At 42.2% G+C, this 17906-nt stretch carries 16 protein-coding genes; 8 read left to right on the forward strand and 8 right to left on the reverse strand.

All coding sequences use genetic code 11. From position 1 onward, the window contains the following. Window positions 1-332 precede the first annotated feature (332 nt). The 4 genes from ODU39_RS05910 to gla form a co-directional block, all read right to left on the reverse strand. Window positions 333-2942: an LPXTG cell wall anchor domain-containing protein gene (locus ODU39_RS05910; RefSeq protein ID WP_398580079.1), complete on the reverse strand. Its 2610-nt coding sequence runs from the start codon at window positions 2940-2942 to the stop codon at window positions 333-335. Window positions 2943-3232: 290 nt separating this feature from the next. Further along, the gene (locus ODU39_RS05915; protein WP_208561139.1) at window positions 3233-3841 is read right to left on the reverse strand and encodes a CoA pyrophosphatase; all 609 of its coding nucleotides are present in this window, start codon (window positions 3839-3841) and stop codon (window positions 3233-3235) included. A gap of 112 nt (window positions 3842-3953) precedes the next feature. After that, the gene (locus ODU39_RS05920) at window positions 3954-5486 is read right to left on the reverse strand and encodes a helicase HerA-like domain-containing protein (protein ID WP_398580078.1); all 1533 of its coding nucleotides are present in this window, start codon (window positions 5484-5486) and stop codon (window positions 3954-3956) included. A 128-nt stretch (window positions 5487-5614) separates the two neighbouring features. Continuing rightward, window positions 5615-6460, reverse strand: a complete 846-nt coding sequence (gla, locus tag ODU39_RS05925; protein WP_222759701.1) for an aquaglyceroporin Gla — start codon at window positions 6458-6460, stop codon at window positions 5615-5617. 140 nt (window positions 6461-6600) lie between these two features. On the opposite strand from gla, the gene ODU39_RS05930 reads away from it, so the two are divergent. Next, a complete protein-coding gene (locus tag ODU39_RS05930) occupies window positions 6601-7401 on the forward strand; it encodes a formate/nitrite transporter family protein (RefSeq protein ID WP_044759271.1) in 801 nt (266 codons plus the stop codon). A gap of 33 nt (window positions 7402-7434) precedes the next feature. Here ODU39_RS05930 and ODU39_RS05935 read toward each other — a convergent pair whose 3' ends face one another. Continuing rightward, a complete protein-coding gene (locus tag ODU39_RS05935; protein ID WP_002937552.1) occupies window positions 7435-8130 on the reverse strand; it encodes an LrgB family protein in 696 nt (231 codons plus the stop codon). After that, window positions 8123-8503 carry a CidA/LrgA family protein gene (locus ODU39_RS05940; protein WP_099875870.1) on the reverse strand — a complete coding sequence of 127 codons (381 nt, stop codon included), beginning with the start codon at window positions 8501-8503 and terminating at the stop codon, window positions 8123-8125. The genes ODU39_RS05935 and ODU39_RS05940 overlap by 8 nt, the downstream gene beginning before the upstream one ends. A 293-nt stretch (window positions 8504-8796) precedes the next feature. Here ODU39_RS05940 and ODU39_RS05945 point away from each other — a divergent pair, with 293 nt between their 5' ends. Genes ODU39_RS05945 through ODU39_RS05955 form a run of 3 tightly spaced genes read left to right on the forward strand, consistent with a single transcriptional unit; the run spans window position 8797 to window position 10920 of the window. Further along, complete coding sequence (locus ODU39_RS05945; protein WP_002937550.1) at window positions 8797-9123, forward strand: PadR family transcriptional regulator; 327 nt, start codon at window positions 8797-8799, stop codon at window positions 9121-9123. After that, the gene (locus ODU39_RS05950; protein WP_398580077.1) at window positions 9110-9865 is read left to right on the forward strand and encodes a DUF1700 domain-containing protein; all 756 of its coding nucleotides are present in this window, start codon (window positions 9110-9112) and stop codon (window positions 9863-9865) included. Before ODU39_RS05945 ends, ODU39_RS05950 begins: the two co-directional genes overlap by 14 nt. Beyond that, the gene (locus ODU39_RS05955; RefSeq protein WP_398580076.1) at window positions 9862-10920 is read left to right on the forward strand and encodes a DUF4097 family beta strand repeat-containing protein; all 1059 of its coding nucleotides are present in this window, start codon (window positions 9862-9864) and stop codon (window positions 10918-10920) included. The genes ODU39_RS05950 and ODU39_RS05955 overlap by 4 nt, the downstream gene beginning before the upstream one ends. A gap of 44 nt (window positions 10921-10964) precedes the next feature. Here the strand turns inward: ODU39_RS05955 and ODU39_RS05960 are convergent, their stop codons facing one another. Next, window positions 10965-13424 carry a YhgE/Pip family protein gene (locus tag ODU39_RS05960; protein ID WP_398580075.1) on the reverse strand — a complete coding sequence of 820 codons (2460 nt, stop codon included), beginning with the start codon at window positions 13422-13424 and terminating at the stop codon, window positions 10965-10967. A gap of 124 nt (window positions 13425-13548) precedes the next feature. On the opposite strand from ODU39_RS05960, the gene ODU39_RS05965 reads away from it, so the two are divergent. From ODU39_RS05965 to ODU39_RS05980, 4 genes are all read left to right on the forward strand, one after another. After that, window positions 13549-14082, forward strand: coding sequence for a TetR/AcrR family transcriptional regulator (locus ODU39_RS05965; protein ID WP_015646379.1), 534 nt, complete (start codon window positions 13549-13551; stop codon window positions 14080-14082). A gap of 84 nt (window positions 14083-14166) precedes the next feature. Further along, entirely contained in the window at window positions 14167-15150 is a 984-nt protein-coding gene (locus ODU39_RS05970) for an ATP-binding cassette domain-containing protein (RefSeq protein ID WP_398580074.1), read from the forward strand. Continuing rightward, a complete protein-coding gene (locus ODU39_RS05975; RefSeq protein ID WP_024410263.1) occupies window positions 15143-15922 on the forward strand; it encodes an ABC-2 family transporter protein in 780 nt (259 codons plus the stop codon). The genes ODU39_RS05970 and ODU39_RS05975 overlap by 8 nt, the downstream gene beginning before the upstream one ends. A gap of 1 nt (window position 15923) precedes the next feature. Continuing rightward, complete coding sequence (locus tag ODU39_RS05980) at window positions 15924-16706, forward strand: ABC transporter permease (protein WP_398580073.1); 783 nt, start codon at window positions 15924-15926, stop codon at window positions 16704-16706. 264 nt (window positions 16707-16970) lie between these two features. Here the strand turns inward: ODU39_RS05980 and ODU39_RS05985 are convergent, their stop codons facing one another. Further along, window positions 16971-17798, reverse strand: coding sequence for a Cof-type HAD-IIB family hydrolase (locus tag ODU39_RS05985; protein ID WP_398580072.1), 828 nt, complete (start codon window positions 17796-17798; stop codon window positions 16971-16973). Window positions 17799-17906: the final 108 nt, after the last annotated feature.

The following is a 17906-nucleotide window of genomic DNA, read 5'->3' on the forward strand; positions in this document are numbered from 1 at the left end:
TCAAAATACAGCCAGTATTCCCTCAAAAAATTAACTTGACTAGCAAAAAACTATCTCTTACATAAAAGCCCTTTACTTGTGAGTACAGGTTCTAAAATATGGCGTTCAGATTTTTCTTCCAATCTAGTATTTTCAAAAATTGATATTATTGTTTTAGCGTTAGTATAACATCCTAAACTAAATTTTTTCTAGAGGCTATCTAATATTTATCTATTTTGTTATTTTCTAAGAATATTTAACAAAAAGACTCCAAACCAAGGCTTATACAGCGATGATCTGGAGTCTTTTATGAACTTAGAAGAGGGAAGTTCTTATATCTTATTCAATAATGACTATTCTTCTTTTTTGTTTTTGAATAGATACAAGCCTGTGGCAAGAGTAGCTAAAGCACCACCTAGCCAGCCTATTGCGCTACTTGCTTCACCTGTATTTGGCAAAGTTGCTTTTGGCGCCTCTGTTTTTGGCATCATTGAAGCCTTAGATTCAGGCTTCATACCCTCTGTTCGTGGCATTTGAGCTTTCTCTGCTTCTGGTTTATCTGCCTTCGGTTGCTTCATATCTGGTTTCTTAGTTTCTGGCATTGGTTTGTCAGTTTCTACTTTACCAGTTTTTGGTGCTTCCGAATCTTTCTTAGGAGCTTCCATTTGTGGTTTGTCCATTTGTGGTTGCTCTGCCTTTGGAGCTTCGGCTTTCGGCTTTTGTTCCTTAGGCATGTCGTCTGTCTTCGGTTGCTCCATGTCTGGTTTCTTAGTTTCTGGCATTGGTTTGTCAGATTCTGCTTTACCAGTTTTTGGCGCTTCCGAATCTTTCTTAGGAGCTTCCATTTGTGGTTGCTCTGCCTTTGGAGCTTCGGCTTTCGGTTTTTGTTCCTTAGGCATGTCGTCTGTCTTCGGTTGCTTCATATCTGGTTTCTTAGTTTCTGGCATTTGTTTATCAGATTCTACTTTATCAGATTTTGGTGCTTCCGGTTGGACATCTTCTTGTTTTGGAACTTCTGGTTTTGGAGTTTCTTTCGGTTGCTCTTCTGGTACTGATGGAGCCGGTGACGCTGGGGTGTCTTCCTTCGGCGCCTCTGGTTTCGAATCTTCCATTGGTTTTTCTTCTGGTACTGATGGAACCTCTGGCGCTGGAACTTCTTCCTTCGGTGCTTCCTCTTTTGGAGCTTCCGGTGCGTCTGGTTGTTTTTCCGGAGTTGATGGCGCTTGTGGTGTTTGTGGAGCGTCTTGTTTTGGTGCTTCCTTAGGAGCTTCCGGTTGCTTGTCAGGAGTTGACGGAACTTCTGGCGCTGGAGTTTCTTTTGGTTGCTCTTCTGGTACTGATGGAACCTCTGGCGCTGGGGTGTCTTCCTTAGGTGCTTCTGGTTGCTTGTCCGGAGTCGATGGCGCTTGTGGTGTTTGTGGAGCGTCTTGTTTTGGCTCTTCCTTAGGAGCTTCCGGTTGCTTTTCAGGAGTTGACGGAACTTCTGGTTTTGGAGTCTCTTTTGGTTGCTCCTCTGGGATTGATGGTACTTGCGGTTCATCTTTTGGAGCGTCTGGTACCTGTGGTACTTCTGGTGTTAGTTTATCAACCTTTGGTTCCATCGGTTTTGGTAATTCCTGACCTGGCTCTTCTTCCTTCTTAGGTTCTTCCGGTACTGGTACTTCTGGTTGTTTTTCCGGAGTTGACGGAGCTGGTGGTGTTTGTGGCTCTTCTGGTTTTGGTGAAACCTCCGGAGTCTCTTTTGGTTGCTCTTTTGGCTCTTGTGGTGTTTGCGGAACTTCTTCCTTCGGTGTTTCCTCTTTTGGAGCTTCCGGTGCGTCTGGTTGTTTTTCAGGAGTTGATGGCGCTTGTGGAGCTTCTGGTGTCTCTTGTTTTGGTGATTCCGGTACTTGTGGTTTTTCTTCCGGAGTTTCTGGAGCGTCCTTTGGAGCTTCCGGTGCTGGGAGTTGTGGAACTTCTGCCTCTGGATTTGTTTTTGGGGCTTCCTCTTTTGGTTTTTGAACTTTTGTTTTCTCAATAACAATCTCGCGACCAGCTACAGCAACTACTTGACTAAAATTATGATTTTTTTCATCAAAGTTCTTGATAACTGCCATAAGTGGGAAGGTACTTGCTTCTACGTTGTCCATCTGAGCTGTTAGCACATACTCCACCGTATTGGTATGTTTTGGATCGTCAATATAATAAATACTAGAAAAACGATTTTTCCATTCATTAAATTTACTATTTCCTACCAAACCAACGGACCAGTTCCATTGTTCACCTAAGCTTCTCTCACCACTAGCTTCCTCTCCGCCAAAGAAACGAAATGATGCTTGTTGATTATTACTTTCAGAATTGACATTTGTTGGAAATTGACTTGTAATATCACGACTATTATTTTCCGTAATCTTTGTTAATGTCAATCCTTTAGGAACAAGTAAATAATATCCACCTTTATTGTTATGAAAAGACCAGTTTTGTGGATTGAAAGTTACTTTCCATGAAACTTCACCCTTGCTCGTTACACTTGTTGGTTCTATAGAGACTGAGTTTTTATAATTTTCTTGCCCTGATTTCCCCAAAAGAGCTGATCTATTCGTATCTTGAACTTGATCTAAGCCCTTTATCGTCATCCCGCTCTCTGACTCTGAATCTTCCATTGGGAAAGATTCCATCTCCGAATCCTCCAAGACACTTCTCATAGCACGAGGGCGAAGAACTGATTCAGGCTCTGTGACATCTTTGATTTCTTCATTTAGAGTTTCTACTGGAGCATCGCTCTCTTCAAGCTTCTCTTCAGCTAAAAAGTCGCTTTCCTCTTCATTTGGTACTACCGGTTTATTAGTAGCATCGCTTGCATTAACTGATGTAACATCTGGTTCTAGCGATTCTGCCTTAACCGTTGTCGTTGAATAAAAGGCTAATCCCCCTAATACGACTGTGCTTAATAATAAACTGGACACAACTTTCTGCTTGCTCATAATTGGCTCCTTCTTAAAATATAGATTTATACATTTTCCCACTCATCTACTGGAAATGATAACAACTCACTGAATACATTTGCATGAATATTGTTGCATTTCTGGATAGATGATGGTACTTCAAAATATGGACCGTACCAAGTATATCAGCCGTAGCTATCTTTTATCTGTCACGCATCTGTTTTTTTTATGTTTTTCTATATATTGCTCACATTGAGCTTTGTCTCCATTTTTTTCGCTGATACATATCGCAAAGGCTGGTTTTGCCTCCAAAAAAATAACCTATCATTTCACGATAGATTACTTTTCACTATTTCCGTAAACCGATGGGTAAATTGGGCGGTCATTCCCCAAATATTTTCTGGTAGATTTTCATAAAAGGGAACGGAGCGTTTGTGGTGACTGAAGGGATAGTCAACCCCACCTCTCAAGCGTTCAAAGGGAAAGTCACAATCCGGTACTATTTGTGAATCCAGCTGATAATAGACTGGCTGAGTTGTTAATAGAGTTGATAGAGGCACTGTAAATATCCGAGCAACCTCTTCGTTAGGAAGGATAGTCGTCCAATCAAGATTTAACCGTCCAACAAAGCAATGAACGGTTGAGCACTCCAAAACCAAATAATCAATTTCTCCGAGTATATCAATTTGTTCAGGTTGAATATTTAGTTCCTCCATAGCCTCCCGAACGGCCGCTTGCTGTGGCGTTTCTCCTACCTCTACTCTGCCACCTGGGAAGGAAACTTCTCCTGGTTGAGAAATGGACTCGCTCCGAATCTCATACAAGACCTGCCACTGATTGTCTGACCAGACTAAGGGCAAGAAGACTGCATAGGAACGTTTTTCACCCAAGGGCTGGGGCTGATAGTCTTTCAATAATGCCTGCAATTGATCAGTCATGGCAACTCCTTACTAACTAGTGATTTGTGTTTATTTTAACGAATTTTGTGGCATCTGGCAAGAACTTTGTCTAGATAAAAAAACTGAGAAGTTTCCTTCCCAGTTCCTCATCTTATTTTCCTTTTAACATGCCCATAATGCCACGAGTCACCACGCGCCCAACTTCCCGTCCGACCTGGCTCATCAGGTTCTTGGTAAAGCGGTCCATCATAGAGTCTGTTTTGCGACTGGCTGGCTGACTGGCTTTTTGTGCAGCTTTAGCCGCTTCTTTCTGAGCTTTCTCTTCCATTTTTGCGGCTGCCTTAGCTTCTTTTTCTGCCTGTTTTTCCGCCTCGGCCTGCTCTGCTTTTTTGATGAGTTCGGCTTCTTTGGCCTCTGTCATGGCTAAAATCTGCTCGTGGGCAGATTCACGGTTGACCGCGTCAGCATATTTTTCCATCAAAGGAGAGTTGTTGATGACAGACAAGAGGGCGCTCGGCTCGACCGTTCCAAGCATACTCTTCGGTGGATAAATCAAGACCCGATCCGCAAAGCTTGGTGTGCCGTCTGCTTGAAGGGTAGACACAACCGCTTCCCCCACTTGCAACTCCTGAATGACCTTAGCTAAATCCTTATCACCTTCTTGACGGAAGGTTTCAGCAACAGTCGCGACAGTTTTGAGCTCTTTTGGTGTAAAGACGCGAAGACCGTGTTGGATGCGATTTCCCAGCTGGGCTGCCACGCTGTCAGGAATATCGGTCGAATTCTGCGTTACAAAGAAGACACCTACACCTTTTGAACGAATCAAACGAACAATCAATTCAATCTTTTCAAGAAGAACTTTTGGAGCATCTTTGAAGAGAACATGAGCCTCGTCAAAGAAGAAGACCATCTTAGGCTTATCCAAATCACCCACCTCAGGCAGCACTTCATAGAGTTCTGACAAAAGGCTGAGCAGGACTGTCGAATAAAGAGTTGGTTGATTGAACAGCTCAGTAGCTTGAAGGACGTTAATAACACCACGGCCATCTTCAGCTGTACGCATCAAATCAGCAATGTCAAGACTTGGCTCACCGAAGAAAATCTTACCCCCTTGTTGCTCCAAAACAACCAGGCTACGCAAGATTGCACCAACTGAACGAGCTGGAATATTTCCATAATATTGGCTCAGCTCTGCTGCATTTTCAGCCACAAAATTGAGCATGGCACGCAGGTCCATCAGGTCAATCAAGAGAAGACCACGCTCATCTGCCACGCTGAAAACGATATTCAAGATGGACTCCTGAGTATCATTCAAGCCCAGCAAGCGCGTCAATAAGACAGGCCCCAGCTCTGAAATAGTCATGCGGACAGGAGTCCCATTTTCCCCCAAGACATCCCACAACTCAACTGGATAACCGACTGGGCTATAGTCAAGATAGTGAGTCTTCTCTAGGCGATTAGGATCAATCTCCTTGGTATTGGCCGCAACCAAACTATTCAAATCACCCTTGATGTCCGATAGAAAGACCGGGATTCCCGCATCACTCAACTGCTCTGCCAAGACCTTTAAGGTCACAGTCTTCCCTGTACCTGTCGCACCTGCGATGATTCCATGACGATTGAGTCGCTTGAGCTGCATCTCCGCTCGACTGCTTCCATAGCCAAAAGCAATAACATCTGACATATTCTAGCCTCTTTTCCGATTTTTTCTAGCTTTATTGTAGCATAACTTTTAGGAAAATAGCAGAGCAGACAACTTTATATTGGATATGCCAAGAGAAAAAGAAAAACCCGACGAAAACGGGTTCACCATTAAAGATACAAGAATTTGAATAGTGCAACAGCGGCAATTGATGCGATAATTGGAGCACATACACCAACCCAAGCATACCACCATTTAGAATCTGATTTGTTTTCACCAAGAACAGATTTTGGAAGAAGGGCATGGACGATACGTGGACCAAGGTCACGCGCTGGGTTAAGACCAGGACCTGTTGGACCACCAAGAGCCGCAACAAGTGCCATAACTAGGAAACCAATGCCTAAGTGAGCAACTGCAATTGAACCTGAAGTATATGGAGCAGTCATTGTCTCAGCGACTGTTTTATCATAGCCTTGTTCAATCAATTTACCAACTAACTCTGAACCAAAGAAATGTTTGGTCAAAGCAAGGGCACCGAAGAACAATACAAATGAACCAACGAACTCATTCAAGAAACCATTAGTTGTCGCAGCTTTACGGCTTTCTTTCGTTCCGTTATCAAGTGCACTGATAGTTGAGAATGAACCAAGAATATGGTTAGAATTTTCAGTTTTCAAGAAGTAAGGTTTATAAACTGCTACAACCACTAACTGACCAAACATTGCACCTAACAATTGAGCAACAATGTATTGAGCAACATGAGCCCAAGGGAAGAGACCTGAAACAGCCAAACCAAGTGTGAAGGCTGGGTTGATATGGTTACCAGAAACGTTACCAAACATCAATGCTGGCATCATAACTGCCAAACCATAGCCAATCGCAATGAGAATCCAACCAGAGTTGTTTCCTTTTGTGCCTTTTAAATCAACGTTTGCAACTGTACCATTACCAATGATAATAAGGAGTGCAGTCGCTAAAAATTCAGTGATATATTTCACTGTCCATGTAACATCCATATTTTTCTTATATTTCCTTTCAAAAGTTGAATTTTTTTTGGACAACAACCATTTTATCAAGTATAATAAACAAAGTAAAGCCATTCGATAAAAAGAAAACGTTTACTCGAAAAAGTAGTAGATTCAGTAAGGAGATTAGGATGGGAGCTAACCAAGAGACATTAATGTATACACTTGAAAAGAGTATCAAGAAAAAAGCAGATTTGTTTGAACACAGTTTTTCTGCCTACGCTGTACGATCGATACTAGCCAGTCTTTATTTAGGATTGGGGATTGTCATTTCTCTTTATACAGCAGACAAACTCAACCATGTCGCAGAAGGACTCGGTAAATTTAGCTATGGATTGATGTTTGGTTGGGGGCTACTCATGATTTTATATATGAATGCCGAACTTGGAACATCCAATATGATGTATATGACAGTAGCCATTCATCGAAAAACAATTCCTACTAAAACAGCCCTCAAGATGTTGGCAACCTGTATCCTTTTCAACTTTGTCGGTGCTGTCCTTGTTTGTTACTTGGTTTCATTGACACTGCCTTATCATCACGTTGATGCTCACAGCTACCTATTTGAAGCAACGGTGGCCAAGCTTTCAAAGACACCTTTGACTCAATTTATTGAAGGAATTTTTGCTAATATTGTTGTGAATATCGGCGTATTTACCTTCTTACGCATCAAAGATGATGCTGGACGTCTCATTTCCGTTATTTTCATCATCTTTATCTTTGCTTTCTTGGGATATGAGCACGTCATTGCGAACTTTTCACTCTTCTCCCTGGCCTTTTTTGCAAATGGTGGACCAGTTGAGGGAATGACTCTATTAAGTGTACTAAGCAATTTCCTCTTTTCTGGATTAGGAAACTACGTGGGTGGCGGTCTCTTTATCGGACTTCTTTATAGTTGGTTGAATAATCAATCCAAACTTTATGTAGACTAAAAAAACTACGGTTGGAATTCCAATCGTAGTTTTTTATTGTAAGATAATCTGCGCAACTATAGGACTAATCACCACATACATGATGCCTGTAATCCCAATAGCTAAGCCAGCCATCGCCCCTTGCGTATGCCCATATTTTATCGCTGTACCCGTTCCAATGGCATGCCCTGTTCCTCCCAAAGCAAGACCAACAGCTACCGGGTCTTCAATTTTTAGTAGCTTTAAAAAGACCGGACCAAGAACACTTGTCAGAATCCCTGTTGCAACAACGACTACAAGAGTAACTGTCGCTATCCCTTGCATTTTATCAGTAATACCAACAGCCATAGCAGTGGTGACTGATTTTGGAAAAAGAGAGATTGCTAGAAAAAAATCCATTCCAAACCATTTTGCAATTAGGGCAGTAAAGACAGTATTGACAATACAGGCAACAAAAATTCCCAAAAGAATACTTCGAATGTGATGTTTCATTAGATGGAAAGAACGATACAAAGGAATACCCAGAGCTACTGTTGAAGGCACAATAAGCATATTTAGATAGGACCCTCCTGCATAATATTCCTTATAGGAGATACCTGTCATTTTTAAAAAGACAATAATCAATCCTGTAGCTACCAACAGTGGGGTTGTGATTGGATGAGGAAATCTCCGATAAATCAGCATTCCAATTAAATATGCTGCAATTGATAACATAATACCAAAAATAGGATTTGAAAAAAGTTCAGTCATGCATTCCCTCCGTATCAATATAGTCACCTTCAAACTTCTGCTTCACAAATTGAACAACAAAACCAATTACTAAGATATTTAAAAAAATGGCACCTAAAATGACGATAATAATAGGAAGTAAATAATCTTTAATTGCATCAAATCTCTCCATAATGCCCACCGCTGCAGGCAAAAAAAGAATGGTCATATTAGCCAGCAAAAAATTTCCAACCGTATGAATGTGGCGAAGACGAATCAATTTGAACTCTAGGGCTAAAAATAGGAGGATTAAGCCAATAATACTTCCCGGAATAGGAAGATGAAAAATAGTCGAAATAGCTTCCCCTAAAAATGAAAATACTAGAATAATCATAAACTGAACATATAGTTTCATCTTTACACCACCTTAAATACTACTAATCCATCTGAGGTCATTCTCTTTTAGTCCAGAAAATCCCTTAATGTTAGTACTGTTATTAAGTTTACTACTCTGAAAATATTTTTCAAGGCTATAAAACGTTTACACCTTAAAAATTTGTCTTAAGCTATTTTATTTATTTTGCACATAATCACTTGACAATTTATTTTTGTAGGTGTATATTTAATATATAACAAATTTTGATATATACAACTGAACACTATATATCAAAACCGAACCCAACTAACAACAAAGGAAAGGAGCGTCCTATGCATTTTCCAGTCCCCGCAGTGCTGACAGAATTTCTCATCATGGCTATTTTGGAATCCGATGATTCTTATGGCTATGAAATCTGTCAGACCATTAAATTAATTGCCAACATCAAGGAGTCCGCCCTCTATCCCATCCTAAAGCGATTGGAGCAAAATGACTTTTTGACTACTTATTCCCAAGAATATCAAGGCCGTATGCGCAAGTATTATAGCCTAACTCAGTTAGGTCACGAAGAATTGGTCCGACTCAAAGATGACTGGGATACCTATACAAACACGATAAACGGCATCATAGAAGGGAGCGTCCGCCATGACAAGAACTGAATACATGGAGCAGTTAGAAAAATATCTCAAAAAACTGCCCCACAAAGAATACTTTGAAGCCATCAGCTTCTTTAATGAGTATTTTGACGAGGCTGGACCAGAGCGTGAAACAGAAATTATAGAAGAACTTGGTTCACCAAAAGAAGCTGCCAGCGAACTCATTAACAACATGCTCAACAAGCAAATCCAAGAGGAGAAGGATCAACAAGAACCTATTCAACTCAACTGGAAACTCTGGGTTGGTCTGGGAGCCTTAAGTATGACAGGTCTCTTCTCTTTCTTCCTACTCTTTATCATGGGAGAGTTTATCGGAGTCATTCCTCTGTTTGCAACTCTTATCCTCGGCGCCTTTTTCCTCGGTCGCTACTTCCGTAATTTTAGCCAAACAAAACGAACGCTCTGGTTGGCTGTCCTAGCTGTCATTTCCCTGCCTATCGCCATTCCACTTTTGCTTATTCTCCTAGCTAGTCTATTGGGATTGGTGGCGCTCATCTTGGCCCTCATTGTCGGTGCCTTTGTTTTGGGTGTCGCACTTCTCACCAGCGGTGGCTATCTGATTTGGGAAGCCTTTAGCCTTATGTCAGAAGGTTTCAATATCTTCCTCATGGGGTTTGGCTCAGGTTTGTCTTTGATTGGCGGAGCTATTCTCATCTACATCTTGACTGGATTTTTTGCCTACTGGTCTTGGCGACTGGTCAAGGCTTGCTTCAAATGGATCTTGAAACGAGGTAAACGAGCATGAAAAAGAAACTAACCATTGCCATTATTATCGGCTTTGTCAGCCTGATTGCAGGCTTAATTCTAGCTGGCATTGGATTTTTCACTGGGGGCGTAACCCGTTTGGAAGAGGTTGCTGCTCCGACGGAAGTCCATAAGACCTTCACAGATTTGAATACCATTAAAATTGACTTTATCCCCCACAGCGTCTATATCAAGGAGTCTAGCGATAGCAACTATCATGTGACCTATGCCAACTCCGACAACAATATCCAAACCCCTCTAAAACTCAGTGAGAAAGACGGCGTCTTAACCCTCTCTGCACAGGAACTAGAATTTGCCATTGAGGGAATCATGCAGTATCTGGGAGAAAGCTTGGCCCAACGTCGCATCAATGTCTTCTCCGTCACCATTGAAGTGCCTAAAGGGAAGACACTGGATAAATTAGAGGGACACAATCTCCACTTCTATGATTTTGGCGGTTTCACGATTGAGAATATCCGTATCAAAGAGGCAAATCTGTCTGGTGGTGTCACTCTTGACAAGGTGACCATTGACAGCGGCCAGATTGAAGCAGGCTACTTCCAAGCGACACAATCCACTCTAAAAGATATGCACATCAACCTCCAGGAAAGTCGCATCCGCCTGTATGAAACCAGTTTGGAAAATGTGACCATCGAGGGCTATAGCCAGCTGGATAGCAGACAAACGACTCTTCTTGGTGATAATCGTTTCACTCCATCCGACACCTACTCCTCTACGACATTTTTGGATGTGACGGACAAGAGCCTGGCAGATAGCAACTTGCTCATCACCAACCAGATCGACAAGAAAAAATTAGTAGAAGCCCAAGGTTACTACTATGAAGATGGAAATGATTTGGGAGAGATGGTTAACCAAGACCCTTACTTAAAAGAGCGACTAGGGGAAGTCGGTATTTTCACTAGCGATAAGTACACCAAATTCCCTGTCAAGACAGAAAACGATCTACAGACCCTAACCCTAGAAAACAAAAGTAGCAAGAACAAACTGACCATTGAAGCCACCAATGCGACAATCAATTTAGGGACCCCAAAATAACTACACCAACCAAAAACCAACTGTCCACGCAGTTGGTTTTATTATTATTCATCTTTTTGATTATAAATCAAGAGACCTAATCCCATAAAGCCTACTAAGAAGAGGCTCAGCATCCAAACTTGATGACTACTATTTCCAACCATTGAAATGGTTTGACGAAGTCCTGAAACAGAATAGGTCATTGGAAGATAGGGCTGAATGACTTGGAAAAAGCGTGGGCTAAGTTCGATTGGATAGGTACCTGCGCTTGATCCAAGCTGTAGTAACAAGAGAATTAAACTTGCGAAGGAGCCGAAACGATTGTTCCAACCCACCAAGGCTGTAACGAGGGCCATAAAGGTCCATGAAGCTAAGAGGATTAATCCCAAGGTTGCCATAGGATGAGCTGGATCGATTCCAATCAAGCGAAGAACACCGTACAGAATCAGTGCCGCTAGACTAGCGATTGTTCCATTGAGGATTAGTTTCCCTTTGGCCCAGTCCCAACGATTCTTGTAGGAGCGATTATCAATGTGTTTGACAAAAATAACATTCGCTGATAAGGCTGCAACCATCAGTGCGACAGATACCATGTAAGGAGCCATTCCGACACCGTTGGTTTTCACATCATCTTGGTCACTGTGTTCCAAGGTGACTGGTTGAGAAACTGCTTGTGCATTTTTGTCTTCTACAGAGATGACTGATAGTTGTTGACTGGCTGAGCTGAGTGAATTTGTTAGGGTTTCACTGCCTGTACGAAGACTGGAGATACCGCTTGTCAAGGTTTGACCGCCACTAGCTAATTGATCCGCACCAGCAATTAATTGCTGACTACCAGAAGCCAGTTGTCCTGAACCGCTGACAAGTTGACTGGAGTTGGATGCCAAGGTTGCCAATCCTGATGTTAACTGACCACCTCCTGATTGGATGCTACTATTATTCGCAACCAACTGGGCTCCACCTGTTGCTAATTGGGCAACACCTGCGGTATAGGCTGTTACTCCTGACATGAGTTGACTCGCTCCATTTGATAATTGCGTTTGAAGTTGACTCACACCACTCGTCAAGGTTTGAGTTCCTGGTAGAACTTGCTGGTTCAAGGCGGTGTTGACCTGACTCAAGCCACTTGATAGGTTTTCAATGGCTGTTGTAGCTCCTGGCAATGCTTGATTGGCAGCCGTGTTGATCTGACCGACAGCTGATTGCAATTGACCTAATTGCGTTCCAAGACCAGAAAGACTTTGTAAACTAGATAAGGCTTGACTGAGTTGAGACAATTGACCCAAAATCGTTTGGGCTGCTGTCGCTGTTGTCGAAGGCGAGTTTTGGAGGGCGCCAACCAATTCAGCTTGCTGATCAGCTGTCAAGTTCTGATAGGTAGCCGTTGCTTGCAAGGCTGCAATGCTGGCTGTTTTATCAGCTTGGGCTGCAGTCAACAATCCTTGAGCTTGAGCCCCCATCTCTGTCAAGAGGCTAGATAGAGTAGAGGTATCTACTGCAAGTCCTCCTATACTTGATAGGCTATCATTTAATTGATTGATGCCCGCCTGCAACTGAGGAAGCCCTGTCAAGATTGCTTGTATCTGACTAGACTGTTCAGCAGACAAACTAGTTGAACTAGCGAGTTGCTCCAAGCCTGCCTGCAATTGATTGGCACCCGTTACCAGTTGTTCAACCTGGCTTGCTCCTGATTGCAATCGTCCCACCCCAGCGATGAGCTGAGAGGAATTGGCATTTAATTGCTCCGCACCTGAAGCAAGACTCGTTACCCCATTTGTGTAGGTTGTTAAGCCGCTGGACAGTGTTTGACTGCCTGTCGCAGCCTGATTGACTCCATCTGTATAAGATACAAGACCGGTGACCAATTGATTTGCTCCTGTCACCAGTGATTGACCTGATGAAGATAAGGTAGATAGGCCTGATGATAGAGTCTGACTTCCGGTTTCTAATTGACTAGCTCCATCTGTCAATTTTTGACTTCCATCTGCTGCCTCAACCATGCCGTTTTGAATCTCTCCCATACTGTCAAAAACGGCAGTTGTGTATGTTTCGGTAATCGTCTCTGAAACAGATTCCTTTAATTTCTCCATAGCTGATTCGCCCATCTTAGAAGCGACAAAGCTGTGACCTTTAGAGGTTTGGTAAGAAATCGTTAGTGGTTCAGGCTGATCCGTCAAGAGACTGGATGCTTTTTCTGATAAATCTTCTGGTAGGGTGATGACCATATAATAGTCCCCTTCTTCCAAACCTTTTTCCGCATCCGTTTCTGATACAAAGTGGAAATCCAGACTCTTGCTCTCTTTCATATTATCCACCATATCATCACCAATGGTGAGGGTTTTATCTTGAAAGCTCGCCGACTGGTCTTGATTGACAACTGCTACAGGCAACTGGTCTAGTCGGCCGTAAGGGTCCCACATAGAGGTTAGGAAACTAATGTTATATAAGGCTGGGACACAGGCAACACCGAGAATGGTGATCAAGGTCATTGGTTTTTTGAAAAAATTCTTTACTTTTTCCGACATAAGCAACTCCTTTAGACATACTGTCCAAAAACTGATAAAATACATTATACAAGTATCATTTTCAAAATCAAGTCAGAAGAATCGTTTTTGGACAATGTGTCTAAAAATGTATAAAAGGAGCAAAATGGGAACAGATAATCGGAAAGAACGGACACGACAGGCTATTTTAGAAGCAATGGTAACCTGCCTGGAATCACAAGGTTTTAATGACATTACAACCACCCACCTAGCCCAGACTGCTGGTATCAGTCGTTCCAGTTTTTATACCCACTATAAGGATAAGTACGAATTAATCGACTCCTACCAACAAGGACTTTTTCACAAATTAGAGGCTATATTTGATCGCTATGATGGCAATCGCCAATCATCATTTTTAGAAATTTTCGAGTTGCTCTATCGTGAAAAATTGCTTTCTGCCCTACTGACCCATAACGGAACTCAAGAAATCCAAAATTTTCTTATCAATAAAGTCCGACTTCTTGTTGCCAATGATTTAGCGGAGCGCTTAGGAAAAGAGAATTTATCACAACTGGAAAAAGAATACAGCAGCATCTATTTTTCACATGCCTTCTTCGGTATCATGCAGGTATGGATTAAAAATGGTAAGCAAGAATCTCCTCAATATATGACCGATTTTCTAATAAAAATGTTACCTTAAATGTGACTTTTTACCGCCACTTTCTGGGGAATATGTTATAATATCCTTATCTTACGCAAACGTTTTCAAACAGGAGATTATGATATGATTCAGGCAGAACATCTTTCAAAAACCTATTCAATCATTGATAAGGAAGTCGGTTTAAAAGGTTCTATTAAGGCCTTTTTCAAGCCAAAGAAAAAGTCAATCCCTGCTGTTCAAGACATTTCCTTGCAGGTAGAAAAAGGTGAAATCATCGGCTATATCGGCTCCAACGGTTCTGGTAAATCCACCACCATCAAAATGCTGACGGGAGTCCTCTATCCAGACCAAGGACAGGTTCGTATCAACGGACTCAATCCGCAAGAATACCGTAAAGAAGTCAATAAACAAATCGGAGTTCTCTTTGGACAAAAATCTCACTTGGATTGGAACTTGCCTGTCCAGGAATCTTTTATCCTTCACGCAAAAATTTATGATGTTCCAGATAAGGTATTCAAAGAGCGATTAGCTGTCTTGATTGATCTGTTGGACTTGGCTGATATTATGAAGCAACCAATCCGTAATCTGTCACTCGGCCAACGGGTTCGCTGTGAATTTGCAGCTATCTTTATCCACCAACCTGCCGTTGTTTTTTTGGACGAACCAACCATCGGCTTGGATGCCAGCGTCAAGGAGATCATTCGCTCCTTCATCCGCTATATGAATCAAGAATACCAGACTACTTTTTTGATTACTTCCCATGATATGAAGGACATCGAGAGCCTCTGTGAGCGGATTTTTATCATTGATAAGGGTAAGAAGGTCTACGATGGTTCTCTGACCGTCCTCAAAGAACGCTTTTCCACAGTCAAGACCATTCTCTTCTCCACAGAAAAACCAATTGAACAGGACTTACAATTGGAAGGCTTGGAATTTGTTCGTAAAGATGATTTTCACTTTGAAATCCACTACCAAAGCAAGGTCTGGACCAGTGCCCAGGTGATTGAGCAAGTTTTCAATCATTATTCAATTGACGATGTCACCATGAAGGAATTGGAAATTGAAACCATGGTCCGCCAAATTTATGAGGAGGGTATCCATGCGTAAATATCTCTACATGACCCGCCTGACCATGATGAATGCCATGCAGTACAAGGCTTTCTTTCTAGCGACCTTCGTTTCACTGGCAGTGAAAATTTTGGTAGCTCTCTATGTCTGGAAAACCATTTTCTTCACTCAATCAGAAGTCAATGGCTTTACCCTGCAAACCTTTACTACATACATCATCTTTGCTAATCTACTAGCCAGTTTAAATTCTTTCTCACTCGGAGAAGATTTATCCTACAGCATTTTGAAAGGAAGCATTGCGGGAGAATTTCTCAGACCCTATTCCTTTATCCTAGCCCTCTTTTTCAAAGACCTTGGAAATAAACTCTTGGAACTGATAAAATTTGCCATCGTATTTATCGGTATTCTACTTGTTCATCAAGATTTCTACCTGCCTGACGGCCAGACCATTTTGCTCTTTCTGGTCAGTTCGATTTTAGGGATGTTTATCGTTCAATTACTGGATATGGCTTTTGGCTTCTTAGCATTTTTTACAGTCAATGCCTGGGGAGTCATGCTTCTGAGAATGGGACTTTTCAATCTAGCCTCTGGGGCACTTTTGCCACTCAGCTTCTATCCACAGGCTGTGGAAAACTTTTTGAAACTCCTTCCCTATAATTATGCGGTTAACGTTCCAGTTTCCATTTTATTGGGACAGGAAAGCGATCTAAGAGCTTTGGGACTGCAAGTTATATGGATACCCATTCTAGCCTGCTTCATCGCCGCTCTTTGGTCCCAAGCCAAGCGTCGTATTGTCATTTTTGGAGGTTAACATGAAGAAATATATCAGCCTCTATCTATATAACATCAAGGTCTACATGATGGCCCAGATGTCCTTTCGGATGGACTTCTTCATCGGGCTTTTCTCCTCTTTGATTGAACAAATTGTCTACCTGATTTTCCTCAACATCCTCTTTGGAAATATTAAGGAAATCGCTGGTTTCAACTACGGTCAAATGCTTTTCATCTATGGAATAGCCACCGTCGGACGCTCCATTCACTTGATTTTCTTTGATAATCTCTGGATGTTTGGCAGTCGCTACATCCGACAAGGCGAATTTGAACGCCTCCTCCTCATGCCTGTCAATCCTCTTTTTCAGCTTATCTGTGAACGAATCCAGCCACAAGGAATCGGAACAACCCTCATCGGTTCCCTTGCACTAGCCCAAGCTTCCAAGGAACTGGGTATGGAATGGAGTCTTGGAAAACTAGCTCTACTAATCTTTATTGCCATTTGTATCGGCCTACTCTATGCAGCCATTCAACTCGGTCCAACTGCTCTAGCATTTTGGATTGTAGAATCATTCCCTTTGACTATGGGAATTTTCGCCCTCAATCAGATGGCTCAATACCCACTCAATATCTATCCAAAAATCATTCAAATCCTACTGATTTTTGTCTTCCCTTATGCTTTTACAGCCTATTTCCCAGCCCTCTACTTCTTAGACCTGTCTATGTGGGGACTGGCTCTGCCACTGGTTGTCCTGGTCTTATTTACCATCAATTACAAACTCTTCCGCCATGGTATGACCAAGTTCACCAGCGTTGGAAATTAAAAAAAAGCTAGCATTCTCTGGATTGAGAACACTAGCTTTTTTCTATATACTTATAAAATATAGTTATTTAGTTTGCTTTTAGTACTAGCTTCAAAGGTTCGGGGAACCTTTGGAGGCTGGAAATAAAGCGAACAAGGTTCGCATCAAAAAGTCGCAGGCTGTACTGGAGTACGGCAAAGCGAGTTCAAATCACTCCTGTGGAGTGTTTGAAGTTGGAAATAAGGAAACGACGTTTCCTCGCTCGTCGAAGTAATCAAAGATAAACTAAATGACTATATATTCTTCAATGACCTGAAGCACACCAGCTTCCAAATGGCTTGGAGCCATGTATTTGGCAACCATCTTGACCTTGTCTGTCGCATTTTCCATAGCATAGGAATAGCCAACATAGGACAATAACTCAATATCATTATCCGAATCACCGAAGGCCATTACCTGTTCAGGTTCGATATCCAAACTGGTCAAAACCTGTTCCAAGCCCCACGCCTTATGAATCCCTTGCGGCAAGATATCGATGGAGCCATAGCCACTAGTTACTGCAACCAGCTGACCTTGAAAAGCCTGGTTAAACTCTTCCGTTATCGACTCCACACGCGCTTCAGGAACCCAGAGACCAACCTTATAAATAGGCTCTAAATTAGGATAGGCACTGAGGTCGTCTAAATAGGTCACACGATTTTGGAAGGCAGCCATTTGAGCTGGTTCTATTGGCAAATCCGTCCCTGCAAATGGCATACCTGCCCCAGCCTGCATATAAATGTTTTCTTCATTCGACAACATCAAACATATATCCGCCCAACGTCCTCTAAAAAAATCTACTATAGCTGTGGTTTCCTCTTGCTGAATAGCCCGACGAACGAGTGTTTTTCCCTGATGATAGATATGGGCGCCATTATCAGCCACAAAAATCAGTCGTTGCTCAAATCCTTGGCATAATTGTAGCAATCGCCCAATTCCATTGCCACTCGCGATGACAAAGGGAATCTTCCGCTCAGCCAGCTGGGCCAAAATAGCCGCAAACCGCTGCCGATCAAAGCTCCCTTCTCCGTCCAAAAACGTCCCATCCATGTCTGTTGCAATCAACTTTATCATACAATCTAACCTTTTCCCTTTCAAGGGGGTGCAAAAACCATGTAGGGTGTGCATCTTAAATCCTAGTATAATTTCTTTTATTATACCACACAGTTAGCATGAAACATA

The sequence above is a fragment of the Streptococcus sp. 2021WUSS126 genome (assembly GCF_044427255.1).
Lineage (GTDB): Bacteria > Bacillota > Bacilli > Lactobacillales > Streptococcaceae > Streptococcus > Streptococcus hashimotonensis.

Coding starts and splice junctions, on each gene's coding strand:
- ODU39_RS05910 (WP_398580079.1), bottom strand. CDS start 2,942: ATGAGCAAGCAGAAAGTTGTGTCCAGTTTATTATTAAGCACAGTCGTA.
- ODU39_RS05915 (WP_208561139.1), bottom strand. CDS start 3,841: ATGACTGATCAATTGCAGGCATTATTGAAAGACTATCAGCCCCAGCCC.
- ODU39_RS05920 (WP_398580078.1), bottom strand. CDS start 5,486: ATGTCAGATGTTATTGCTTTTGGCTATGGAAGCAGTCGAGCGGAGATG.
- gla (WP_222759701.1), bottom strand. CDS start 6,460: ATGGATGTTACATGGACAGTGAAATATATCACTGAATTTTTAGCGACT.
- ODU39_RS05930 (WP_044759271.1), top strand. CDS start 6,601: ATGGGAGCTAACCAAGAGACATTAATGTATACACTTGAAAAGAGTATC.
- ODU39_RS05935 (WP_002937552.1), bottom strand. CDS start 8,130: ATGACTGAACTTTTTTCAAATCCTATTTTTGGTATTATGTTATCAATT.
- ODU39_RS05940 (WP_099875870.1), bottom strand. CDS start 8,503: ATGAAACTATATGTTCAGTTTATGATTATTCTAGTATTTTCATTTTTA.
- ODU39_RS05945 (WP_002937550.1), top strand. CDS start 8,797: ATGCATTTTCCAGTCCCCGCAGTGCTGACAGAATTTCTCATCATGGCT.
- ODU39_RS05950 (WP_398580077.1), top strand. CDS start 9,110: ATGACAAGAACTGAATACATGGAGCAGTTAGAAAAATATCTCAAAAAA.
- ODU39_RS05955 (WP_398580076.1), top strand. CDS start 9,862: ATGAAAAAGAAACTAACCATTGCCATTATTATCGGCTTTGTCAGCCTG.
- ODU39_RS05960 (WP_398580075.1), bottom strand. CDS start 13,424: ATGTCGGAAAAAGTAAAGAATTTTTTCAAAAAACCAATGACCTTGATC.
- ODU39_RS05965 (WP_015646379.1), top strand. CDS start 13,549: ATGGGAACAGATAATCGGAAAGAACGGACACGACAGGCTATTTTAGAA.
- ODU39_RS05970 (WP_398580074.1), top strand. CDS start 14,167: ATGATTCAGGCAGAACATCTTTCAAAAACCTATTCAATCATTGATAAG.
- ODU39_RS05975 (WP_024410263.1), top strand. CDS start 15,143: ATGCGTAAATATCTCTACATGACCCGCCTGACCATGATGAATGCCATG.
- ODU39_RS05980 (WP_398580073.1), top strand. CDS start 15,924: ATGAAGAAATATATCAGCCTCTATCTATATAACATCAAGGTCTACATG.
- ODU39_RS05985 (WP_398580072.1), bottom strand. CDS start 17,798: ATGATAAAGTTGATTGCAACAGACATGGATGGGACGTTTTTGGACGGA.